General features: G+C 68.3%; 18 protein-coding genes. 17 read left to right on the forward strand and 1 reads right to left on the reverse strand.

Features of this window, described 5'->3' with window-relative positions:
- The first annotated feature begins 35 nt into the window (after window positions 1-35).
- The 4 genes from OXR08_RS01165 to OXR08_RS01180 all read left to right on the forward strand — a co-directional run bounded on the left by OXR08_RS01165 (window position 36) and on the right by OXR08_RS01180 (window position 3,706).
- A complete protein-coding gene (locus OXR08_RS01165; RefSeq protein WP_112381510.1) occupies window positions 36-1,166 on the forward strand; it encodes a site-specific DNA-methyltransferase in 1,131 nt (376 codons plus the stop codon).
- 205 nt (window positions 1,167-1,371) lie between these two features.
- Window positions 1,372-1,692 carry a hypothetical protein gene (locus tag OXR08_RS01170; RefSeq protein WP_112381509.1) on the forward strand — a complete coding sequence of 107 codons (321 nt, stop codon included), beginning with the start codon at window positions 1,372-1,374 and terminating at the stop codon, window positions 1,690-1,692.
- Entirely contained in the window at window positions 1,689-2,753 is a 1,065-nt protein-coding gene (gene folP / locus OXR08_RS01175) for a dihydropteroate synthase (protein ID WP_267347251.1), read from the forward strand. The genes OXR08_RS01170 and folP overlap by 4 nt, the downstream gene beginning before the upstream one ends.
- Before the next feature lie 68 nt (window positions 2,754-2,821).
- Window positions 2,822-3,706 (forward strand): bestrophin family ion channel, encoded by an 885-nt coding sequence (locus OXR08_RS01180; protein WP_267347252.1) that lies wholly within the window; start codon window positions 2,822-2,824, stop codon window positions 3,704-3,706.
- 100 nt (window positions 3,707-3,806) lie between these two features.
- On the opposite strand, the gene OXR08_RS01185 is transcribed toward OXR08_RS01180, so the two are convergent.
- A complete protein-coding gene (locus OXR08_RS01185) occupies window positions 3,807-5,219 on the reverse strand; it encodes a sigma-54 dependent transcriptional regulator (RefSeq protein ID WP_267347253.1) in 1,413 nt (470 codons plus the stop codon).
- 187 nt (window positions 5,220-5,406) lie between these two features.
- Between OXR08_RS01185 and OXR08_RS01190 the strand changes: the two genes are divergently transcribed.
- The 13 genes from OXR08_RS01190 (at window position 5,407) to cobA (ending at window position 20,778) form a co-directional block, all read left to right on the forward strand.
- Entirely contained in the window at window positions 5,407-5,529 is a 123-nt protein-coding gene (locus OXR08_RS01190) for an aa3-type cytochrome c oxidase subunit IV (RefSeq protein ID WP_235903855.1), read from the forward strand.
- Complete coding sequence (locus OXR08_RS01195) at window positions 5,529-6,680, forward strand: NAD(P) transhydrogenase subunit alpha (protein ID WP_267347254.1); 1,152 nt, start codon at window positions 5,529-5,531, stop codon at window positions 6,678-6,680. Before OXR08_RS01190 ends, OXR08_RS01195 begins: the two co-directional genes overlap by 1 nt.
- 53 nt (window positions 6,681-6,733) lie before the next feature.
- Complete coding sequence (locus tag OXR08_RS01200; RefSeq protein WP_112381504.1) at window positions 6,734-7,027, forward strand: proton-translocating transhydrogenase family protein; 294 nt, start codon at window positions 6,734-6,736, stop codon at window positions 7,025-7,027.
- Between the two features lie 23 nt (window positions 7,028-7,050).
- On the forward strand, window positions 7,051-8,499 hold the full coding sequence (locus OXR08_RS01205; RefSeq protein ID WP_112381797.1) for an NAD(P)(+) transhydrogenase (Re/Si-specific) subunit beta: 1,449 nt from the start codon (window positions 7,051-7,053) through the stop codon (window positions 8,497-8,499).
- A 121-nt stretch (window positions 8,500-8,620) separates the two neighbouring features.
- Window positions 8,621-9,559 (forward strand): winged helix DNA-binding protein, encoded by a 939-nt coding sequence (locus OXR08_RS18670; RefSeq protein WP_267347255.1) that lies wholly within the window; start codon window positions 8,621-8,623, stop codon window positions 9,557-9,559.
- A gap of 285 nt (window positions 9,560-9,844) precedes the next feature.
- On the forward strand, window positions 9,845-10,042 hold the full coding sequence (locus tag OXR08_RS01215; protein ID WP_112381502.1) for a hypothetical protein: 198 nt from the start codon (window positions 9,845-9,847) through the stop codon (window positions 10,040-10,042).
- A gap of 651 nt (window positions 10,043-10,693) precedes the next feature.
- Complete coding sequence (locus OXR08_RS01220; protein ID WP_112381501.1) at window positions 10,694-11,275, forward strand: ANTAR domain-containing protein; 582 nt, start codon at window positions 10,694-10,696, stop codon at window positions 11,273-11,275.
- Window positions 11,272-12,468, forward strand: a complete 1,197-nt coding sequence (locus OXR08_RS01225) for a CmpA/NrtA family ABC transporter substrate-binding protein (RefSeq protein WP_267347256.1) — start codon at window positions 11,272-11,274, stop codon at window positions 12,466-12,468. The genes OXR08_RS01220 and OXR08_RS01225 overlap by 4 nt, the downstream gene beginning before the upstream one ends.
- A 714-nt stretch (window positions 12,469-13,182) precedes the next feature.
- Window positions 13,183-14,430 carry an MFS transporter gene (locus OXR08_RS01230; RefSeq protein WP_267347257.1) on the forward strand — a complete coding sequence of 416 codons (1,248 nt, stop codon included), beginning with the start codon at window positions 13,183-13,185 and terminating at the stop codon, window positions 14,428-14,430.
- 23 nt (window positions 14,431-14,453) lie between these two features.
- Entirely contained in the window at window positions 14,454-16,973 is a 2,520-nt protein-coding gene (gene nirB / locus OXR08_RS01235) for a nitrite reductase large subunit NirB (RefSeq protein WP_267347258.1), read from the forward strand.
- Window positions 16,970-17,308 (forward strand): nitrite reductase small subunit NirD, encoded by a 339-nt coding sequence (gene nirD / locus OXR08_RS01240; RefSeq protein WP_112381497.1) that lies wholly within the window; start codon window positions 16,970-16,972, stop codon window positions 17,306-17,308. Before nirB ends, nirD begins: the two co-directional genes overlap by 4 nt.
- Before the next feature lie 85 nt (window positions 17,309-17,393).
- A complete protein-coding gene (locus OXR08_RS01245; protein WP_267347301.1) occupies window positions 17,394-20,018 on the forward strand; it encodes a nitrate reductase in 2,625 nt (874 codons plus the stop codon).
- The gene (cobA, locus tag OXR08_RS01250; protein ID WP_267347259.1) at window positions 20,008-20,778 is read left to right on the forward strand and encodes a uroporphyrinogen-III C-methyltransferase; all 771 of its coding nucleotides are present in this window, start codon (window positions 20,008-20,010) and stop codon (window positions 20,776-20,778) included. The genes OXR08_RS01245 and cobA overlap by 11 nt, the downstream gene beginning before the upstream one ends.
- Window positions 20,779-20,781: the final 3 nt, after the last annotated feature.

Raw genomic sequence — 20,781 nt, forward strand, 5'->3', positions numbered from 1 at the left:
AAAGGTCGATCTGACCCCAGTTGAAAGGGGTAACCATGGGTTTGGTGCAGGCGATCGCACGGCCGAAGAGGCGCGAAGAGGCCGACGTGCAGGTGCTGCCGCTGGACCAGATCCTGATGGGCGACTGCATCGCGGCGATGCGATCGCTGCCGGCGAAGTCGGTCGACATGATCTTCGCCGACCCGCCCTATAACCTGCAACTGGGTGGCGAACTGTTCCGGCCGGACGGCAGCCATGTCGATGCGGTGACCGACGACTGGGACAAGTTCGACACCTTCGCCGCCTATGACGCGTTCACCCGCGCCTGGCTGGCCGAGGCGCACCGCATCCTGAAGGATAACGGTACGATCTGGGTGATCGGCAGCTATCACAACATCTTCCGCGTCGGCACCGCGGTGCAGGATCTGGGCTACTGGATCCTGAACGACATCGTGTGGCGCAAGGCCAATCCGATGCCTAATTTCAAGGGCACGCGCTTCACCAACGCGCATGAAACGCTGATCTGGGCGTCGAAGGGCGAGAAGGCAAAATACACCTTCAACTATCGCAGCATGAAGACGCTGAACGACGAGATCCAGATGCGGTCGGACTGGGAGTTTCCGATCTGTGGCGGCGGCGAGCGGTTGAAGCGGGACGGGGTGAAGGTGCACCCGACGCAAAAGCCCGAGGCGCTGATCTACCGCATCCTGCTGGCCTGCACCAAGCCGGGCGATGTGGTGCTCGACCCGTTTTTCGGCACCGGCACGACCGGCGCGGTCGCCAAGCGGCTGGGGCGGCGCTGGATCGGGATCGAGCGAGAGCCGGGCTATTGCGCCGCCGCCGTCGCGCGCATCGCGGCGGCGCTGCCGCTGGACGAAAGCGCGCTGGCGACGATGCAGAGCCCCAAGGCCAAGCCGCGCGTGGCGTTCGGCGTGCTGGTCGAGAACGGCTATCTGGCGGCGGGTACGGTGCTGACCGATCACAAGCGGCGGTTCCGCGTGACGGTGCGTGCCGACGGATCGCTGCTGAGTGCGTGCGGGCGCGAGGGATCGATCCATCGGCTGGGATCGGCGTTGCAGGAAACGCCGGCGTGCAACGGCTGGACCTTCTGGCATTATGAGGACGGCGACGTGCTGAAGCCGATCGACACGCTGCGCCAGACCTATCTGCTGGCGACGCAGCCATAAAGTGCGAGGATTGCGCCGGCGACGTTCGCCGGGCAGTATGACCCGATGCAGTCGAGCATGACCTTGCGAATTACCGGGCGGCGATATGGCGCCGACCGTGATGTCGCGCGCCCGGATCGCCGCCGCACCTAGCGTCGCCTCGCATCCCGGCCGTGATCGCCGAACCTTTGCGGGGCCTAGCGTCAAGCTTCTTCAAAGGTCGCTCATGTCCGTTCCGTTATGCGCCGAGCGCGCGCCCCTGCCTGTCCGTTATCCCGACGATACGCTGCTAACGATCACCGGGCTGACTATTGCCTGCCCCTCCACCTTGCTGCGCGTGCTGGACGCGGTCGTCGTGCTGGGCGGGGTGCCGACCGAGATCCGGGTGCGGCGGGGCCGCGCATCCTTCCGGCTTCATCTGCTGGTGGCGATCCATGTCGGTGGCGAGCGGATGCGCGATCGCCTGGCGGCCATCGTCGGCGTCCGCTGTGTCAGCGTGGCGCGAGGTTTCCATTGTTCGCGCTTTGTGGAAAGCGCAAAACCATGACCAGCCTGCACCTGCGCCCCATCCAGTTCGTCGATACGCCGATGGGCCATGACGGCCGGGTGGCGCGCCTCGCCGGTGGATTGCAGTGGTTTGCCGCCTATGAAGTGCGCGAGGGCGACGGGCGGCGGGTGGTTCCGGTGGCTGACTTCGCAGCGGAACTGGGCGGGGATGCGCGCGCGGCGAGCCTGCATGTCGCGATCACCGCGCCGCGCGCGCCGCTGGTGCTGGGACCACGGACACTGCGTTTCGACCAGCCGCAGGTCGCCGCGATCCTGAACGTCACGCCAGACAGTTTTTCGGATGGGGGTCGGCATCATGACGATCCGGGGGAAGCGGCGGCCAGCGGGGTGGCGATGGCGGCCGCGGGGGCGGCGCTGATCGATCTGGGCGGCGAATCGACGCGGCCGGGGGCGACCACGGTGTGGGAGGGGGACGAAACCCGGCGCGTCGTGCCGGTGGTGGAGCGGCTGGCGCGTGCGGGTACGCTGGTGTCGATCGACACGCGCAAGGCCGGGGTGATGGAGGCGGCGCTGGCGGCGGGGGCGGGGATCGTCAACGACGTGTCGGCGCTGCTCTGGGACGACCGCGCGCTGGAGGTGGTGGCGAAGAGCGGTGCGCCCGTCATCCTGATGCACTCGCCCGATCCGGAAAAGGGCGGGCATGGCCGCCCCGGATACCGCGACGTGGTGACCGAGGTGTTCGACTGGCTGGAGGCGCGGATCGCGGCGGTGACGGCGGCGGGCGTCGACCGCGCCCGGATCCTGGTCGACCCCGGTATCGGCTTCGGCAAGTCGCTGGCCGAGAATCTGGCGCTGGTGAACGGGCTGGCGATGCTGCACGGACTGGGATGCCCGATCATGCTGGGGGCCAGCCGCAAGCGGATGATCGGCGCCCTGTCCAACGAGGCGCCGGTGACCGAGCGGCTGGGTGGCAGCGTCGCGCTGGCGCTGAAAGGTGCGGAGCTGGGCGCACAGCTGATCCGGGTGCATGACGTGGCGGAGACGGTTCAGGCCTTGCGCATCTGGCGGGGTTTGCGCGATCAGGCGCTCGTCGGCGGATAAATCGCCGATAACCTGCATCAATTCGGGGTGGCGTGCGTTGCCCCGGCTTCAACGAAAGGAAACCGCCCTTGATCGTCGATGCCGTTCCACGCGTACGCGTCATCATTACCGAAGTCTGGCGTCCGCTGCTCGGCCTGTTCGTCTGGGACGTGATCGTAACGGCGGCCTATTATCTGATGCCGATCAAGGCGCCGTCGCTGCCGTTGACGCTGTTCGGTTCGGCGCTGGCGCTGTTCCTGGGCTTCCGCACCAACTCGGCCTATGCGCGCTGGTGGGAAGGCCGGGGCCTGTGGGGACTGATGATCAACGCATCGCGCAACATCGCGCGCTCGACCCGCAACTTCATGCCCGATCCCGAGGCGCGCGACCTGAAGCGGTCGATCGTGCTGCGCCAGATCGCCTATGTGAACGCGCTGCGCTGTCAGTTGCGCAAGCAGCCGGTGGACGAGGCGGTGCTGAAGTTCCTGTCGCAGGGCGAGGCGGAGCCGGCGCTGGCCCGCGTCAACACCGCCAACGGCCTGCTCGACGGTACCGGCCGCCGCATCGCGGACGCCCGGGCCAAGGGCTGGATCGACACCATCCAGCAGACGCAGATGGAGGCCGTGCTGGTCGACATCGCGAACGCGCAAGGCGGCATGGAGCGGTTGAAGAACACCCCGCTGCCCAATCAGTACCGGTTCATGCCGACCTTCTTCACGCGGCTGTTTTGCGTGCTGCTGCCGATCGGTCTGGTCGAGACGCTGGGCTTCGCCACGCCGATCGGGTCGACGATCGCGGGCCTGATGTTCCTGGCAACGCTGCAGATCGGCGACGATCTGGTCGATCCGTTTGCGGATACCGTCCACGACCTGCCGCTGAACGCGATGTGCCGCACAATCGAGATCGACCTGCTGCAATCCATCGGCGAGGAAGCGCCGGAGCCGATGAAGCCCGTGCACGGCATTCTCTGGTAAGGGACGGTGCCCGAAGCGTCGGGCGCGCTATCCGGCCCACCACCTCCGTTCGCTCAGCGCGAACGGGAAGGGGGCGCATGCCGGCGGGTGAGCAGTCCGCTCAGGCGGCGTGGTCGATGCCGAGTTCGCCGAGCTTGCGGTACAGTGTCGAGCGGCCGATGCCGAGGCGGCGGGCGACCTCGGTCATGCGACCGCGATAATGGCTGATGGCAAGGCGGATGACATCGGCCTCGATCTCGTCGAGCGGGCGCAGGTTGCCGTCGGGATGGAACAGGCTGATGCCGCCGCTGGTCACCCCGGACTGGGGCGCGGCGGGGCGGCGTTCACCCAGGCTGGCGATCTGCGGGAAATCGGCGCGGGTGAGCATGTCGCCTTCGCACACCACCGCGGCGCGGAACAATGCGTTCTGCAACTGGCGGACATTGCCGGGCCAGTCATAGCGTGCGAGCAGCGCCAGCGCGTCGTCGGTGATGCCGAGCGCGGGCAGGCCGGGTTGCTGGGCGATGCGGGCGAGCAGATGGCGGGTAAGCGCCGGAATGTCGTCGACCCGGTCGCGCAGCGGCGGGATGGTGACCTGTACCGCATTCAGCCGGTAATAGAGATCCTCGCGAAAGCGTGATGCCTCCACCGCGTCGAGCAGGCGCGCATCGGCCGCGGCGATCACCCGGACGTCGACGATGCGCGGGTGGCGGCCGCCCATCGCATGGACCTCGCCGGTTTGCAGGAAGTGCATCAGCCGCGCCTGCGCCTCCAGCGGCATTTCGCCGATATCGTCCAGGAACAGCGTGCCGCCATCGGCCTCGATGAACTTGCCGATCTTGCGCGAAAAGGCGCCGGTGAACGCGCCTTCCTCATGCCCGAACAGCTCGCTTTCGACCAGATTGGCGGAAATCGCGCCGCAGTCGACGGTGATCATCGGCGTGTTCGCACGCGGGCTGGCGGCGTGCACCGCCTCTGCCACCACCGCCTTGCCGACGCCGCTTTCCCCCTCGAGGAGGACGGGGACGCGGGCGCGCGCCGCCTTGGCCGCGATGGCAAGCGCGGCGCGGAATTCGGGCGCGGCGCCGACGATCTCGTCAAAGGCGAGCAGCGCCGGGATCTTCTCGGTCAGCGGACGAAGCTCGCCGCCGGTGGTCGCGGCGACCGCGGCATCGAGCGCGGCCAGCAGCCGTTCGGGGGCAAGCGGCTTGACCAGAAAGTCGGTGGCGCCGGCCCGCATCGCGTCCACCGCCTGCGTAACCGAACCGTTGGCGGTCAGCATCAGGATCGGCAGCGTCGGGCGATGACGGCGCAGTTCGGTGATGAAGGGCGCCGCATCGGTATCGTCCGACCAGTCCATCAGGATCGCATCGAGCTGCATCCCTTCCTGCGTGCCGAGCGTGGCCAGCGCCATGTCGGCATCGGCCGCAAAGATCGCCCGCCAGCCGCGACGCTGGGCAAGGGCCGCCACCAGCCGGCGCTGGGCCGGCTCGTCGTCGATCAGGAGTAGCAGGCGCTGTCCGTTGCGCGTCATGATCGATCCCGTATCCCGTTGGTGGAGCCCCGAACTAGGGGTCAGCCTTTAAAACCGCCTTAAATCGGGACAGTCTACCCTTAAAAAACGCTTGCGGACGTACGGTACGGATATGTGCCAGGTCTTGAGGCGCGGCGATGGTCTGGCTAAGCTGGTCTTCGGCGACATAAAATAACGGGATGAGGCCATGGCCGGCAACGGAGACATGAAGGCGCACGTCGGGACCTATCATGCGATGATCGGCCTGTTGAAATGGGGTTCGGTGGGTGTGGCGATCCTCGTCGCGCTCGTGATCTGGCTGATCTCCTGATGAACGCCCCCGCCGGGGGCTCCCCGAAGATCGCGGTGCTGCGCGAGCGGGCCGAGGGCGAGACGCGCGTGGCCGCGACGCCCGAGACGGTGAAGAAGCTGGTCGCGCTTGGCGCACGCGTGGCAGTCGAAACCGGTGCGGGTGCCGGGGCGACCCTGGCCGACACCGCCTATGCCGAGGCCGGGGCGGAGATCGGCGAGGCCGGGGCGGTGGTCGCGGGTGCGGACATCGTGCTGGGCGTGCAGGGGCCCGATCCGGCGCTGCTGACGGGTGCGGCGCCCGGTGCCTGGGTCGTGGCGGCGCATGATCCGTTCGGCACGCGGGCGCGGCTGGATGGCTATGGCACGGCCGGGCTGGAGGCGCTGGCGATGGAGTTCATGCCGCGCATCACGCGCGCGCAGTCGATGGATATCCTGTCGTCCCAGTCGAACCTGGCGGGGTACAAGGCGGTGCTGGAGGCGGCGAACGCCTATGGCCGGGCCTTTCCGATGATGATGACCGCGGCGGGCACGGTGGCGGCGGCGCGCGTGTTCGTAATGGGCGTCGGCGTGGCGGGATTGCAGGCGATCGCCACCGCGCGGCGGCTGGGCGCGCAGGTGTCCGCCACCGACGTACGCGCCGCCACGCGCGAGCAGATCCAGTCGCTGGGCGCGAAACCGATCTTCGTCGAGCAGGTGGCCGGGATCGAGGGCGAGGGCACCGGCGGCTATGCCGGCGAGATGAGCCCGGAATATCAGGCCGCGCAGGCCGAACTGGTGTCCGGCCATATCGCCAAGCAGGATGTGGTCATCACCACCGCGCTGATCCCCGGCCGCCCGGCACCCCGGCTGGTGAGCGACGCGCAGGTGGCGAGCATGCGGGCCGGATCGGTGATCGTCGACCTGGCGGTAGAGCAGGGCGGCAATGTCGAGGGCGCGGTCGCCGGCGAGGTGGTGGTGCGCCACGGCGTGTCGATCATCGGCTATCCGGCCCTTGCGCGGCGCCTGCCGGCGGATGCCTCCGCGTTGTTCTCGCGCAACCTGTTCAATTTCCTGTCCGCCTTCTGGGACAAGGAGGCGGGGCGGCCGGTGCTGCCCGATGGCGACGAGATCGGCGACGCGATCCGCCTGACGCGGGGCGGCCGGGTGGTGCACCCGAGGCTGGTATCGTGATGCCCCGGCGCGGCCCGCCATCTCCCATCGCGCATCGTTCCGGAGAGGAATAGATGGACTTCATCTCGATCGTGTCGGTGTTCGTGCTGGCCTGTTTCGTCGGCTATTATGTGGTGTGGTCGGTCACGCCGGCGCTGCATACGCCGCTGATGGCGGTGACCAACGCCATTTCGTCGGTCATCATCGTCGGCGCGCTGATCGCCGGCGCGGCCGCCGGGTCGCCGGGGGCCAAATGGCTGGGGCTGGCGGCGGTGGTGCTGGCGAGCATCAACATCTTTGGCGGCTTTGCAGTGACGCAGCGGATGCTGGCCATGTACCGCAAGAAGGAAAAGGCGGGCGCGAAGTGAGCGGGCTCGGCATGGGGGGCGGCATGGGCGAACGCGCGGTGCACGACCTGGCGGCGAACCCCTGGGTGTCGCTGGCCTATCTGGTCGCCGGGGTCTGCTTCATCCTGGCGCTGCGTGGCCTGTCCAGTCCGGAAACCAGCCGGCAGGGCAACCGGCTGGGCATGATCGGCATGGGGATCGCCGTCGTCACCACGCTGGTGACGCACGAACTGGCCAGCCTGCCCGAGATACTCGCGGCGATCGCCATCGGTGGCGGTATCGGCTTCGTGGTGGCGCGGCGCATCGCGATGACGGCGATGCCGCAACTGGTCGCGGCATTTCACTCGCTGGTGGGTCTTGCGGCGGTGCTGGTCGCGGCGGCGGCCTATCTGAACCCGCAGGCGTTCGGCATCGCCGATCTGGTGGTGCCGCTGATCGGTCAGCCTTTTGCCGTCATCCATCCGGTCAGCCGGATCGAGATGGGGCTGGGCGTGGCGATCGGCGCGATCACCTTTTCGGGCTCGATCATCGCCTTCCTGAAGCTGAACGGCAATATGGGCGGCAAGCCGATCCTGCTGCCCGGCCGGCACGTCATCAACCTGGCGCTGCTGGGCGGAACCCTGGCGCTGATCGCGACCTTTGTCGGCGACCAGAGCCCGTGGATCTTCTGGACGATCACCGCGCTGTCGTTCGTGCTCGGCTTCCTGCTGATCGTGCCGATCGGGGGCGCGGACATGCCGGTGGTGGTGTCGATGCTGAACAGCTATTCGGGCTGGGCGGCGGCCGCGATGGGCTTCACGCTGCACAACACCGCGATGATCGTGACCGGCGCGCTGGTCGGGTCGTCGGGCGCGATCCTGTCCTATATCATGTGCCGGGCGATGAACCGCAGCTTCGTCAGCGTGATCGCGGGCGGCTTCGGCGCGACCGCGGCGAGCGGCGGCGATGCGGGCGCGATCGACCGACCGTGGAAGCGGGGCAGCGCGGAGGATGCGGCCTTCCTGATGGCCCAGGCGGAGCAGGTCATCATCGTGCCCGGATACGGCATGGCGGTGGCACAGGCGCAGCACGCGCTGCGCGAGATGGGCGACCTGCTGAAAAAGGAGGGGGTGCGCGTCAAATATGCGATTCACCCCGTCGCGGGCCGCATGCCGGGGCATATGAACGTGCTGCTGGCCGAGGCGAACGTGCCCTATGACGAGGTGTTCGAACTGGAGGACATCAACGCCGAATTCGCGCAGACCGACGTCGCCTTCGTGATCGGTGCGAACGACGTGACCAATCCGGCGGCCAAGACGGACAGGACCTCGCCCATCTACGGCATGCCGGTGCTGGACGTGGAGCGGGCCAAGACGGTGCTGTTCGTGAAGCGGTCGATGGGCGGCGTCGGCTATGCCGGTGTGGACAACGAGGTCTTCTACCGCGACAATACGATGATGCTGCTGGCCGATGCCAAGAAGATGGTCGAGGAGATCGTCAAGGCGCTGGGATAGCAGCGGCACGGACGCGGCATCGTCTCCCGGATGCCGGCGACCGTCAGGCGATGCGCCGGCCCGCAGATCCATGCGGCGGCGTGGGCGAAGGCGCGCGTTTGCGTGGTCGAGCGGGGGTGACGTGCAGGACGAGATGGGGTTTGGCGGCGGGTTTGCCGTGGTGGTGGTGGGCGCGGGTGCGCGCGGGCATGAGATCGAGGAGGCGATCGTGCTGGCGGGTGGGCGGATGCTGCGGCGGATCGCGTGGGAGGCGATGCCGGCCGAGCTGATGCGGCAGGTGGCGCAGCCGGTACTGGTCGCCGATGCCCGCGGGGTGGGCGAGGACCTGCTGGCCGCGATGCTGCCGCGGCTGGAGACGACCGCGGCGGCCCTGGACCTGCCGGTGATCGTCTGCCTGGATGTGGCAGAGATCGACGTGGTCGCCGGCGCGCTGCTGGGCGTGCAGGCGCAGTTGCTGTGCGGGCCGAGCGTCGCCGACCTGATCGGCGCGCTGGTGCTGGCGCGCGGATCGGGATCGACGCCGATGCTCAATGCCTATGCGCGCGAGGGCGAAGGCGAGCGGCTGCGGCGCCTGAACGCCGAAGTGGCGCGGATCGCCCAGGCGCTGGCCGAGCTTGCCCGGCGCGAGGCGGATGCGCCGGCCGGCGGGGCGGCGGACGTGGAGGATCGCCACAGCGCCTTTCGGGCGGAGCCGGCACGTCCTGCGCCGCGGGCCGATCCGGGGGACGCGGCGGCGGTGCGCGCGATCATCCGGCGGCGGCGGATGCGGGATGCGCTGTTCCCTGGCAATCTGTTCGAAGACCCGGCCTGGGACATGCTGCTGGACCTGTATGCGGCGCGACTCGAGGGGCGGCGCGTGTCGGTATCGAGCCTGTGCATCGCCGCTGCGGTGGCGCCGACCACGGCACTGCGCTGGATCGGCAAGCTGACCGAGGCCGGATTGTTCGTGCGCGAGCCCGATCCCGCGGACCGGCGGCGCGCGTTCATGGCGTTGTCCGACGCGGCGGCGGCGAAGATGCACGATTATCTGGCCGCTGCCAACGGGTCCGATCCGGTCTGATCCCCCCTTGCACGACGACGAATGACTTGGAAGTGGCTTTGTCGGGGTGGCGACAAGCATGATGTAAACACAACATCACTGTGTCTGTTCTTGTGTATTGTCGTTGTTGAGAGTGTATCGCAGCCATAGATCTTCTGCTGCAAATTCTTATCAAGAAGAAAGTCTGTGATAGTCATTATCAACTACCATGATAATGGATCGCAACTGTCGATTTTGCTTGTTGCAGGGAACGAAACGGGCGTAACGATCATTTCAGCAACAACGACATCGAGACAGGAGCTTATCATGCCGCTCACCACTGCCGGCGCCGCAGCCTGCGCCAAGTGCAAGTTCTTCGACACCGACTCCGCCCGTTCGGACGCGTCGCTGGGCCTGTGCCGCTACAACCCGCCGATCAGCCAGCCGAGCGGTGAAGCCGCCGGCGTCTGGCCGAAGGTGGAAGCCAGCGACTGGTGCGGTCACTTCGAGGCGGTCGCCGCCTGAACGGCGCGATTACGCTGAATTGATCGACGGATGACGCCGGTCGCGACTTCGGTCGTGGCCGGCGTTGTCGTGTCTGGGGGGCTGACCGGAAATAATGTGGCGGTGTTGCCGTGCCGGGGGGGCAGGAACACCGTGTTCGCGGGATTCTCGTCGGGGCGCCCACCACAACCCGGCATCGGGACAATCCGCGTATCGTCGCAGGAACTTGAACAGCGAGGGGTGGGGCTTCATGCCCTGCATCCGGACCCGCCCTGCAACGCCGCGTCCGGGGCCGGAACCCAGAGCCTGATGACAATTGTAACCGTTCGCGGCGAATAGAGATTGCGTAGTTCCGCAGGACCGGATCGAAGTGACCCGGTGAACATGCTGGACTCATCGTATCGAGCTACCGTCCCACGTGCCAACGTGTCTCTCGATACACCGTCTCGATACGCAGCTTTGCCGTTACTCGACGGCTACTCGAGACGAACGGATAAGGTATCGGTCCGATGTCATCGCGGGCTGACGGATCGGCGATCGGATCATCTCTGCGTCCTCCGCGCCTCCGCGCGAGCATCATTCTTCGCGTCTTCGCGTGAAACCACGTAATCAGCATTTACGAAACACGGCCCGGCCTTGCCGATCATGCTGCGGGGCAGCATAAACGGGACCATGCGGATCGCGATCATCGATACCAGTACGACGCGCGCCGCGATCATTTCCGATGGCCTGCGCGAGGCGGGGCTGACCGATCTGGCGGTGATCGATCCGCGCGGGCCGCTGGTGGCGCAGGTGGAGGCGGCCCGGCCCGAGGTGGTGCTGATCAACCTGGAAAATCCCAGCCGCGACATGCTGGAGGATTTTTTCGCCATGTCGCGCGCGCTGGCGCGGCCGATCGCGATGTTCGTCGACCAATCCGATGCGGAGGCGACGATGGCGGCGGTGGATGCGGGCGTGTCGGCCTATATCGTCGACGGGCTGGCCAAAGCGCGGATCAAGCCGATCCTGGATCTGGCGGTGCGGCGGTTCCAGGCATTCTCGCGATTGCAGGACGAACTGGCCGAGGCGAAGAGTGCGCTGGCCGACCGTGCCGCGATCGACAAGGCCAAGGCGATCCTGATGAAGCGGCGCGGGATCGACGAGCCGGCGGCCTATGCGCTGCTGCGTGGGCATGCCATGTCGTCCAACCGGCGCATCGCCGAGGTGGCGGATGCGATCATCACCTCCGACGCGCTGATGGGAGAGTTGCCGTGACGCTGACGCCCGTGCGCATCGGGTTCCTGCCGCTGGTCGATGCCGCGCTGCCCATTCTGGCGCGCGAGCGGGGCTTTGCCGAGGCGGAAGGCCTGGCGATCGATCTGGTCCGCGATGCGACCTGGGCGGCGGTGCGCGACCGGTTGCTTTACGGACATAGCGACGCGGCGCATCTGGTCGCGCCGCTCGCCATCGCGACCACGCTGGGGCGGGACCGGCCGGCGGTGCCGATGGCGGTGCCGTTCGTCCTGGGGCTGAACGGCAATGCGGTGACCTTTTCCACCCGGCTGGCGGACGAGGTGGAGCTGGGCGACACGCTGGGCGATCCACACGCGATCGGCGCGGCGTTGAAGGTGGTGGCGGGGACGCGGCGGCTGCGCTTCGGCGTGGTGCATCGCCATTCCAGTCACAACTACATGCTGCGCTATTGGCTGGCGGGGGTCGGCATCCGGCCGGATACGGATGTGGACATCGTGGTGACCAGCCCGTTGTTCGCCGCCGATGCGCTGGCGGCGGGGGATGTGGACGGCATCTGCGTCGGCGAGCCGTGGAATTCGATCGCGGTGGATCGCGGAGTCGGGCGGATCGCGCTGGCGACGGCGCAGATCTGGCGGCGGGGCGTGGAAAAGGTGCTGGCGATGCGCGCCGATACCGCCGAGCGCGATCCCGACAGGGTGGCGCGGCTGATCCGCGCGCTGCACGCCGCGGCCGAATATTTCGTGCGCCCCGACACGGTGGAGGACACCGCCGCGCTGCTGGCACAAGCGCGCTATCTGGATGCGCCGGCCGATGCGGTGCTGCGCGCGATCACCGATCGTATCCGCCTGTCGCCGGGGGCCGAGCCGGTGCGTTACCCCGACTTCATGTTCCAGCACCGGGAAGCGGCGAACTTTCCGTGGCGCAGTCAGGCGGCGTGGCTCTACAGCCAGATGGTGCGGTGGGAGGGCATCGCGTTCGATGAGGGCGATGCGGCGGCGGCGGCGGGGACGTTCCGGCCAGACCTGTACCGTGCGGCGCTGGCCGGGTCGGGGGCGGTGTTGCCCGGGGCAAGCTCCAAGCTGGAGGGGGCGCTGGCCGAGCCGATCGGGGCGGGCGCGACGCAGGGGCGGTTGATGCTGGGGCGCGACGGGTTCTTCGACGGGCGGGCGTTCGATCCCGACGATGTGGCGGGGTATTTGCGGTCGTTGCCCTGAGGCGCGAGCGTCGGAAGATTTTTGTTCACGCGTGGGACGCGGAGATCATCGTCCAGCCGCTGCGGCTCGCCCGTAGCGGGGGCTAGAGCAGGAGCGCGGAGGATGCCTCCTGCGCAACACCTCTGCGTTCTCCGCGCCTCCGCGTGAACATTATTTCTTCTGCTTTTGCGGTTCGGCGCTTGCTAGATCATCGTGCGTTAAACCTGTGTCATCACATCCGTTCGGCCTGAGCGAAGTCGAAGGCCAAGCGCCGGTGGTTGTGCTTCGACTTCGCTCAGCACGAACGGAGCGGGGTAGATCGGATTTCACGCAGCTTGCTCTAGGCTGTGAACTTCACTTTGACCCGTTCGTGCTCAACCTGTCTCTCGATACGCCGTCTCGGTACGCGGCTTCGCCGCTACTCGACGGCTACTCGAGACGAACGGATAAAGGTTCGACCTTAGCGGCGTTTCATTCTCCGGAAGCGGGACGGCAATGCTGCGGTTGCGAAAGGGGGTTGCGCGGCGGGGGCGAATCAGGCACCTTTCCCTTCGTCCGGCAATGGCGTCGGGCACGAAATCACCACGCGATGCCGCCTCCAACGTCGGGGGCGCCGCGTGACGGCGGAGCCGGCCTAGCCGATCCGCCTAACGGCAACGAAGCCGCCAGGATGCGCCAGCGATGGCCGCCGTCCTGGCGGCTTTTTCTTTGTCCTCGGCACAAGGGGAAGCGCGCATGGCGACGGCATATTGGAAGGACGATAAGGCGAAACAGGCAGCGGGGGCCGGCGGCTTCTGGGCCAGTGGGCACACGCCGACGCTGGTCGCGGCGTTCCTGTATTTCGATCTGGCGTTCATGGTCTGGGTGTTGCTGGGGCCGTTGGCGCCGGAGATTGCGCGGTCGCTGATGCTGACGCCGGCCGAGAAGGGGCTGATGGTGGCGACGCCGACGCTGGCGGGGGCGATCCTGCGGGTGGTGAACGGCCTGTTGGTCGACCGGATCGGGCCGAAGCGGGCGGGCGCGATCAGCCAGGTGATCGTGATCGTCGGGCTGGCAGTGGCCTGGGCCTTTGGCGTGACGAGCTTTGCCGGCACGCTGGCGCTGGGCGTGGTGCTGGGTTTTGCGGGCGCGAGCTTCGCCATCGCCCTGCCGCTGGCCAGCCGCTGGTATCCGCCCGAGCATCAGGGCAAGGCGATGGGGCTGGCGGGCATGGGCAATTCGGGCACGGTGCTGGCCGCGCTGTTCGCGCCCGCGCTGGCCGGGCTGTTCGGCTGGAACGCGGTGCTGGGCCTTGCCTGCATCCCGCTGTCGATCGTGCTGGTCGTCTATCTGCTGATGGCCCGGGATGCGCCGAACGCACCGCCGCCCCGCAGCCTGGTCGAATATATGAGCCCGTTGCGCCAGGCCGATGCGTGGTGGCTGATGGGCTTCTACGCGGTGACGTTCGGCGGGTTCGTGGGACTGGCCGCCAGCCTGCCGATCTACTTCACCGACGCGTTCGGGTTGAGCACGGTGCAGGCTGGCTATGCGACCGCGGGATGCGTGTTCGCAGGGTCGCTGGTGCGGCCGATGGGCGGGGCGATGGCCGATGCGATCGGCGGCGTGAAGGCGCTGACCGGGGTGTTCGCCGTTGCCGCCCTGGCGCTGGTCGGCGTGGCGCTGGCGGGCAGCTTTACCGCGGCGCTGGCCTGTTTCGTGCTGGGGATGCTGGCGCTGGGCACGGGCAACGGCGCGGTCTTCCAACTGGTGCCGCAGCGCTTTGCCGCGGAGATCGGGGTGATGACCGGGCTGGTCGGCATGGCGGGCGGGGTGGGCGGTTTCTACCTCGCCTCGTCGCTGGGGCTGGCCAAGCAGATGACGGGCAGTTTCGCCCCCGGTTTCCTCGTCTTCGCCGCGCTGGCGGTGGCGGCGCTCGCCGGGCTGACGCTGGTCAAGCGCGGCTGGCGGGCCAGCTGGGGCACCGCCGCCGGCGTGCGGATCTGACCGACTTTTCGAGGATGGATGCTATGGAATATTCTCCTGTAGTGGCCGCGCCCACCGAATTGCGCGAACGTCTGCCAGAGGGCGGAGCCCGAGAACATCTGGTCGTCATTGGCAACGGCATGGCCGGGTGCCGGGCGGTCGAGGAAGTGCTGGCGCGCGATCCGAACCGGTACCGGGTGACGATCTTCGGCGCCGAGCCGCTGGTGAACTATAACCGGATCATGCTGTCGCCGGTGCTGGCGGGCGAGAAGACGTTCGACGAGATCGTCATCAACGGGACCGACTGGTACGCGGATAACGGCATCACGCTGATATCGGGCGACCCCGTCACCGCGATCGACCGGGAGGCGCGCACCGTGACCTCGAGAAGGGGCGTGACGGTGGATTATGACCGGTTGCTGATCGCGACCGGATCGGACCCCTTCATCATCCCGGTGCCGGGCCGCGATCTGCCCGGCGTCATCAGCTTTCGCGACATGAAGGATGTGGATCACATGCTGGCGGCCGCTGCGCGCGGGGGCAGTGCGGTGGTGATCGGCGGGGGCTTGCTGGGGCTGGAGGCGGCGCACGGCTTGTCCCTGCGTGGCATGAAGGTGACGGTGCTGCACATCATGCCGACGCTGATGGAGCGGCAGCTGGACGAGGCGGCGGGCTGGCTGCTGAAGCAGGCGCTGGAGGCGCGCGGGCAGGTGGTGCTGACGGGGGCGGATACCGCGGCGATCCTGGGCGATACCCATGTCACCGGCGTCGCGCTGAAGGACGGGACGGAGATCCCGGCCGACCTCGTCGTCATGGCCGTGGGCATTCGGCCGTGCACCGCGCTGGCCCGCGAGGCGGGGTTGGACGTGGGTCGTGGGATCCGGGTGGACGACCATATGGTCACATCCGACCCCCGCGTGCTGGCGGTGGGCGAATGCGTCGAGCATGACGGGCAGGTCTATGGCCTCGTCGCGCCCTTGTGGGACATGTGCCGGGCGCTGGCCGACGGGTTGACCGATGCGCATAGCGGCTATCGGCCGTCCGCGACCTCCACCAAGCTGAAGGTGGCCGGGCTGGACGTGTTCTCCGCGGGCGATTTCTCGGGCGGCGACGGGGCGGAGGACATCGTCCTGCGCGATGCGGCGCGCGGCATCTACAAGCGCGTCGTGGTGCGCGACGACCGCATCGTCGGCGCGGTGCTGTACGGCGATACCGCGGACGGGAACTGGTATTTCGACCTGTTGAAGCGGCAAGAGGATGTGGCCGACATCCGCGACGCGCTGATCTTCGGCCAGGCCTTCGCCTCGGGAGGGGGCCAGGCGGACCCTAGGGCGGCCGTTGCGGCGCTTTCCGACGATGCGGAAATCTGCGGCTGCAACGGCGTGACCAAGGGCAAGGTGGTGGCGTGCATCGCGGCCGGTGCGCACAGCGTGGATGCGGTGCGCGGCACCTGCAAGGCGTCGGCAAGCTGCGGATCGTGCACCAACATCGTCGAAAGCCTGCTCGCGCTGACGCTCGGCGGGGGCGCGGTCGAGGCGGGGCCGAAGACCATGTGCAAATGCACCAGCTTCGGCCATGACGATGTGCGGCGCGAGATTGTGGCGCAAGGCATGCGTTCGATCCCCGAGGTGATGCACAAGCTGCACTGGTCGACGCCCGATGGCTGTTCGTCGTGCCGGCCGGCGCTGAACTATTATCTGCTCTGCGCGCTGCCGGGTGAATATAAGGACGACCAGCAGAGCCGCTTCGTCAACGAGCGGATGCACGCCAACATCCAGAAGGACGGCACCTATTCGGTGGTGCCGCGCATGTGGGGCGGGCTGACCAACCCCCGCGAGCTGCGCGCGATCGCCGATGTCGTGGAGAAGTACGACGCGCCGATGGTCAAGGTGACCGGCGGGCAGCGGCTCGACATCTTCGGGATCAAGAAGGAGGACCTGCCCGCGGTGTGGGCGGACCTGAATGCGGCGGGCATGGTTTCGGGCCATGCCTATGGCAAGTCGCTGCGCACGGTGAAGACCTGTGTGGGCAGCGAATGGTGCCGGTTCGGCACGCAGGATTCGACCGGCTTCGGCGTGAAGATCGAGCGGGCGACCTGGGGGTCGTGGATGCCGCACAAGTTCAAGATCGCGGTGTCGGGATGCCCGCGCAACTGCGCCGAGGCGACGATCAAGGACTTCGGCGTGGTGTGCGTCGACAGCGGTTACGAATGCCATGTCGGCGGCAATGGCGGGATCAAGGTGCGCGCCACCGACCTGCTCTGCAAGGTCGCGACGGAAGCCGAGGCGATGGAGATGTGCGCTGCCTTTATCCAGCTCTACCGCGAGGAGGCGCGCTATCTGGAGCGGACCGCGCCGTGGATCGAACGGGTGGGCCTTGCCTATGTCCAGTCGCGGCTGCTGCCCGATGCGGGCGCGCGCGGCGAACTGGCGGCGCGGTTCTTCTACTCGCAGAGCTTTTGGCAGGACGATCCCTGGGCCGCGCGCGTCGAGGGGGCCGAGCGCGAGATCCATGCGCCGATGGCGCGCTTCACCCCCGTTCCCGTGCTGGAGGAAATGGCATGATTGGCGAATGGCTCGATATCGGCTGGGTCGACGAGATTCCGGTGCGGGGAAGCCGCACCGTGCAGGTGGAGGGCGGCGACGACATCGCGGTGTTCCGCACCAGCGAGGGCAAGGTCTTCGCGCTGCTCGACCGGTGTCCGCACAAACATGGGCGGCTCTCCCAGGGCATCGTGCATGGCGGGGCGGTGGCGTGCCCGTTGCATAACTGGCGGATTTCGCTCGTGACCGGTGAGGCGTTGGGCGAGGACCGGGGGTGTACGCCGGTCGTGCCGGTGAAGGTTTCCGGGGGGCGGGTTTTGATTTGTCGGGCCGCTACCTTGAAGGCGGCGGCGTGAGGGGGAGCGCGACCTTGCTCCCGCTCCCCTGCGGGGAGAGGGGTTGCCTCGGGCGGTGTCGCCTGTGACGGCCCCTCACCCTCGCATCGCTGGCGCGACGGGCCCCTCCCTCCCCCCGGAGGGGAGAGGGGTTAAAACCACCTGCGCTTATTGCGGGGTGGGGTGTGGGATCGTGGCCACCGTTACTGGCGATAGGCAAGTCGCCATTGCGGGCGATCCGGAGCATCCGGCCAATCGCGGGCGGTTGTGTTCCAAGGGGACGCATCTGGGGGAGACGGTGGGGCTGGAGGGGCGGTTGCTCGCGCCGATGATCGGCAGGCGGCGGGCGTCGTGGGACAAGGCGCTGGATCTGGTTGCGCGGCGGTTCCGCGAGACGATCGCGCGGCACGGGCCGAACAGCGTCGCCTTCTACGTCTCGGGCCAGTTGCTGACCGAGGATTATTATGTCGCCAACAAGCTGATGAAGGGATTCATCGGATCGGCGAACATCGACACCAATTCCAGGTTGTGCATGTCGAGCGCGGTGGCCGGGCACAGCCGCGCGTTCGGCGAGGACGTGGTGCCGGCCAGCTATGACGATCTGGACGCGGCCGAACTGATCGTGCTGGTCGGATCGAACACGGCATGGTGCCACCCGATCGTCTATCAACGTATTCGCAGTGCCTGCGAGGCGGGTGCGAAGCTGGTGGTGATCGATCCGCGTCGGACCGAGACGGCGGAGGAGGCGGACCTGCACCTCGCCATCCGGCCGGGCAGCGACGTCGCCTTGATGAACGGCCTGCTCCACTGGTGCCGTGACGCGGGCGCGGTGGACGCCGCCTATCTGGCCGCGCATGTCTCGGTACCCGAGGATTTCTGGGGCCGGACCGGAGAGGGCAGCGACTTGTGGTCGGTGGCGCGCACCTGCGACGTGGCGCCGGCCGACCTTCGACGCTTCTTCGAGATGTTCGCCGCGACGCCGCGGACGGTGACGATGTTCAGCCAGGGGGTGAACCAGGCGCTGGCGGGCACCGATCAGGTGAATGCGATCCTGAACGTGCATCTGGCGACGGGGCGGATCGGCAAGCCGGGTGCGGCGCCGTTTTCGATCACTGGCCAGCCCAATGCGATGGGCGGGCGCGAGGTGGGGGGGCTGGCCTCGACGCTGGCGGCACACCGCGACTTTGCGGAGGCGAACCGGGCGGCCGTGCAGCGTTTCTGGGCGTCGCCGACGATCGCGGAGAAGCCGGGGCTGAAGGCGGTCGACCTGTTTCGCGAACTGGGCAATGGCCGGATCAAGGCGCTGTGGGTGATGGCGACCAATCCGGCGGTGTCGATGCCCGATGCGGGTGCGGTGCGCGCAGCGCTGGCGGCGTGCCCGTTCGTGGTGGTGAGCGACGTGGTGGCGGAAACCGACACCAGCGTGCACGCGCATGTCCGCCTGCCCGCCGCCGCCTGGGGCGAGAAGGACGGCACCGTCACCAATTCGGATCGCACGATCAGCCGGCAGCGCGCGCTGTTCCCGCTGCCCGGCGAGGCGAAGCCCGATTGGTGGATCGTCAAGGAGGTCGCGCGGCGCATGGGGTGGGGCACCGCCTTCGCCTATGACCGGCCCGCCGAGATCTGGCGCGAGCATTGCCGGCTGTCGACCTATGCGCCCGGTGACCAGCGGCTGTTCGCGCTGCCGGGGCAGGCGGCGAAGGGCAATGCCGATTACGAGGCGATGGCACCGTTCCGCTGGGGCGGCACGCCTTTTGCCGATGGGCGCTATCCGACGCCGGACGGCCGCGCGCGGCTGGTGCCGGTGGTGCAGAAGGCGGTGGCGCCGCCGCTGAAGGACTGGCCGTTGACGCTCAACACCGGGCGTTACCGGGACCAGTGGCATACGATGACGCGTACCGGGTTGTCGCCGAAGCTGGCGCGGCACCGGGAGGAGCCGTTGGTGGAAGTGCATGGCGACGATGCCGCGCGCGAAGGGCTGGTGGATGGCGGGCTGGCGCGCGTCCGCACGCCGCAGGAGGAGAGCCTGTACCGGGTGCGGGTGAGCGAGGCGCAGCGGCCCGGTGAACTGTTCGTGCCGATCCACTGGACCGACCGGACGGCGAGCGGCGGGCGCACCGGGCTGCTGCCGCGACCACTGGTCGATCCGGTGTCGGGGCAGCCGGGGTTCAAGGCGTCACCGGCGGCGATCGCAGCGGTGACGTGCCGGTGGCGGGGCTTTCTGATCGTCGCGGGCGAGGGCGCGCGGCCGGAGTGTTTGTGGGCGACGCGGGTGGCGGTGCCGGCGGGGGTGCTGTGGGAGTTGGCGGGGGACGGTGATCCGGCGGTGCTGGAGGCGGTGTTGCCGAAGGGGGCGCGGATCGAGGCGGCGGATGCCAGCCGGGGCACGAAGCGGGTCGCGGTGCTGGTCGACGGGCGGCTGGTCGCGGCGCTGTTCGTGACGGAGACCGGGCTGTTGCCGTCGCGCGACTGGTTGATCGAACAACTCGGCGCGGCGCAGGCGGCGCCCACCGTGCTGGCCGGGCGGGCGCCGGGCGTGGCGGTCGATCGCGGGCCGATTGTGTGCGCCTGTTTCGACGTGGGATTGAAGACGATCGTCTCGGCGATCGCGGCCCAAGGACTAGCCGATGTCGCCGCGATCGGCGCGGCGCTGGGCGCGGGCACCAATTGCGGGTCCTGCCGCCCCGCCATTGCCAGGATATTGAGCCAAGGAGCGACGCATGCCGCATGACGATTTCACCCCCGGCACCGTCTGGCTGGTCGGGGCCGGGCCGGGCGATCCGGACCTGTTGACCCGCAAGGCGGAGCGGCTGATCGCGCGCGCCGATATCGTGTTCTTCGACGCGCTGGTCGGGCCGGCTGTGCTGGATCTGGTGCCCCCCGGGGTCGAACGGGTGAGCGTCGGCAAGCGGTCGGGGCGGCATTCGAAGGATCAGGGCACGATCGACGAACTGATCGTGGCGGCGGCGCGGGGGGCCAAGCGGGTGGTGCGGCTGAAGGGCGGCGATCCGTCGATCTTCGGACGGTCGACCGAGGAGATCACGGCGTGCCGGGCGGCGGGAATAGCGGTCAGGGTGTGCCCCGGCATCACCGCGGCGAGCGCGGCGGCGGCCTCTGGCGTCGCCTCGCTGACCCTGCGTGGGCTGGCGCGGCAACTGACCTTTGTCACCGCGCACGCAAAGGCGGGCGAGGCGCTGGACCTGGACTGGGCGGGGCTGGCGGGGGCGGACCGGACGCTGGCGGTGTATATGGGGCGCGCGGCGGCGGCCGAGGTGTCACGTTCGCTGATCGCGGCGGGGCGGGCGGCGGACACGCCGGTGATGATCGCGGTGAACGTGTCGCTGCCCGACGAGCGGATCATCCGCGGGCGGCTGGATGCGCTGGCGTTCCTGGCGGCGGCGATCAGTGATCGTGATCCAGCGCTGTTGCTGATCGGGGAGGCGGTGGCGGGAACGGCTGTGGCGACGCACGTGGAATATGAAGTGGCATAGTCG

Origin of the sequence: Sphingomonas sp. GM_Shp_2, from assembly GCF_026540875.1 — a bacterium.
GTDB classification, from domain to species: Bacteria; Pseudomonadota; Alphaproteobacteria; order Sphingomonadales; family Sphingomonadaceae; genus Sphingomonas; species Sphingomonas carotinifaciens.